We start from the raw sequence: 2,685 nt of genomic DNA, 5'->3' as shown, positions 1-2,685 counted from the left end.
GATAGCGCCGAACTTGCAGCCGCGGGTCTGGGCGGCATCTGCACCTCCGGCAAGGCGTTCAAGCTCGACAATACGTTCGGTGGCGCAACGACAGCTTATATCCCTGTGTCTGGCGTCACTGGCAACACGAACCCGCACACCATGAGCGTCTATATGCGCTCCACGAGTTCGGCCCGCATGGTGCTTTCCTCTTCCGGCGGCACGAACTGGGGGACCTCCGCCGTCTACGCGCGGCGGAGCGCGACCGTCACCCCGGCGAACTCGTCGCAACAACTCGTGATCGAGGCCGCTCCGGGCGTGATCGTCTGGTTCGTCCTCAACCAGCTTGAGGAAGCGACCTTCTCATCTTCGCCGATCGTCACGGAAGGAGGAACCGGCACGGTCCGCGCCGCAGACATCATCTCCATGATTGAACCCGGCGGACTTTCGGGCGGCTTCGAACTTCGATGCGACGTTGACCTGGAAAGATTGTCGGACCCGGTCGATCGTTGCATTGCGGCTCTCGGCGAAGGGGCGATTGACAACGCCCATTTGCTCTTTGTCGGTCCGGACAATCGACTGATCTACGAAATGCGCCAGGGTGGCGTGTTGCGCCTGACTCTTGCGACGGACCCTATCGTCTCTACGGGTGTCAAGGCGGTGAGGCTGAAGAGCAAGGACGGAGATTATGCGCTCGAAACAGCGGGCCTCGCGGCGGCGAGCGACAATGGAACCTATGCGCGTCCGAACATCACAACCGGGCTTTGGGGCTCACGTTTCGACGGCAGCAAATATCTGAATTTGTATATGAAAAAGGCTTTTGTCGCGGCCGCGTGACTATTGAGTCGAAGTAGGCAGACAAAGCGGAAGATGCACCCCTCCTCGTCGATGTTGAGTTTCTTGTTTATAAATATCGACAATGCGCTATAGCTGACTCCGTCGTTGCCAGGCACCGATATCGCTCGACGAATTCAGGCGGATCAAAAAGGGGGATGCCGAACATGCTAATCCAGACGTTGGCGAAAATTGCTCGACCTCTTTCCGGCAAAACGACCCTGCGGTCGAGTCGGCTGGCCGGGTGGCTTGTACGTCTAGCCGACTTCCCGGTGAAAGCATATCTCGCGGGTATCGGTTTTGGGGTCTACGTCAGCATGAGCAAGAACTCGCGGATGTTGATCCGTGACGATTTTGAAGGCGATGAACGGAGAAGGTTTGCAGCCCTCATACGCAAGCTTCAGCCCAAAATCTTCTTCGATATCGGCGCGAACTTCGGTCTCTATAGCTGGATAGTCAAATCTGTTTGTCCTGATTGCGTGGTCGTCTGCCTGGAGCCCGATGCTTCGAATATCAGGTTGATGAGAAAGACAATTGAGGAAAACGCGATCGACAAGATTTTTGTCGTGCAAAAAGCTGTTGCCGGATCGGAAGGGCGGATGGCTTTCTTTTCCGACGAGCTGACGGGCGGGACCGGCTCGCTCGAAAGTCCCGAAGCGAGAGAAAGTTTTGTGCAGCGGCAATTCGGCCGGATGCCAAAAGCGGTCGAAGTGGAAACGACGACCGTTGACAGTCTGGTTTCTCGTTTTGGTGAACCCGATCTCATGAAAATTGATGTGGAGGGGGCGGAGCTGTCTGTTCTCCAGGGGGCGGCGGGTTTGTTTGAGCGCCGTGCACCTATCGTCTTTCTAGAGACGGCGCAGGATAACAAGCCAGTCGTAGGTGAGAGGCTTCAATCCTTCTACAGGTTTTTCAAGATGAGTGACTGGAGGGAAACGGAAGGACCGTCATTCAACAGTCTTCTTCTGCCGCGACGGCTTGAACCGGATTATCTCGCGGACATCGAAGCCTGAGCGTCGAGTGTGAGTATTTCGTCGTCCGATTTTTGTTTTGAAGTGAGCGGGGTGGGGTCCGCCGACATTTGATTTTGAAGTGAGCGAGGTGGGGTCGAGGCACGCGGCACCATCTCACCTCCGCCGAAGCGGGGGGCCAGGGTGCTACCAACACCCGAAGCCGCGAGCTGACACTCGCATGACCTGGACCGGCCGGACCTTCGGCCATCCCCGCACCCGTGCCACGGGCGGGGCGATCATGCGCGAGTGACAACGTGGAGTCGATACGCTGCGGAAATACCCGGTGCCGCGCCCTCTTGTTCAAGGCGGCGGACAACGCTATAGCTGACCTCATCGAGATCAAGTGCCGCCGATGCGGCACGATCAATTCCCTGAGGCCAGCACCGAGCCCTTCACCCGAGCGACATGAGCGCCGGACATGAGGCTCGCACTTTGTGGCTCTACATTCCTCACGACTTTCTGCCCCGCTCTGCGGGATTGCGCTGTGCGCCGGATATGGCGGCCTGGAGCTCGGCCTCCATATCGCGGAACCCCGATATCGCACTGTTTGTTTCGTCGAGCGGGAAGCCCACGCTGCGGCCGCTCTCGTCACCCGTATGGAAGACGAAGCCGTGGATCGCGCGCCTGTCTGGGACGATGTTAAGTCCTTCGACGGCCGCCCTTGGCGCGGCCGCGTTCATATCCTCACTGCCGGCTATCCCTGCCAGCCCTTCTCGTCGTCGGGCCGCCGCCGGGGCACGAAAGACCCGCGCCACCTCTGGCCGGATGTCGCCCGCATCGTCGGCGAAGCCGAGCCAGAATGGGTGTTCCTCGAAAACGTTCTCGGGCACCTCGATCTGGGATTTTCCGAAGTCGGACG

General features: G+C 58.8%; 4 protein-coding genes. All 4 read left to right on the top strand.

Features of this window, described 5'->3' with window-relative positions:
* A partial coding sequence (locus tag KKA81_17030; protein ID MBU2652632.1) for a hypothetical protein occupies positions 1-816 on the top strand: 816 nt, incomplete at its 5' end.
* A 164-nt stretch (positions 817-980) separates the two neighbouring features.
* Positions 981-1,826, top strand: coding sequence for an FkbM family methyltransferase (locus KKA81_17025; GenBank protein ID MBU2652631.1), 846 nt, complete (start codon positions 981-983; stop codon positions 1,824-1,826).
* A gap of 254 nt (positions 1,827-2,080) precedes the next feature.
* Complete coding sequence (locus tag KKA81_17020) at positions 2,081-2,248, top strand: Com family DNA-binding transcriptional regulator (protein ID MBU2652630.1); 168 nt, start codon at positions 2,081-2,083, stop codon at positions 2,246-2,248.
* Between the two features lie 12 nt (positions 2,249-2,260).
* A partial coding sequence (locus KKA81_17015) for a DNA cytosine methyltransferase (GenBank protein MBU2652629.1) occupies positions 2,261-2,685 on the top strand: 425 nt, incomplete at its 3' end.

The organism is Bacteroidota bacterium, assembly GCA_018831055.1.
GTDB lineage: Bacteria > Bacteroidota > Bacteroidia > Bacteroidales > B18-G4 > M55B132.
This window is presented reverse-complemented; position numbering and strand designations above follow the sequence as displayed.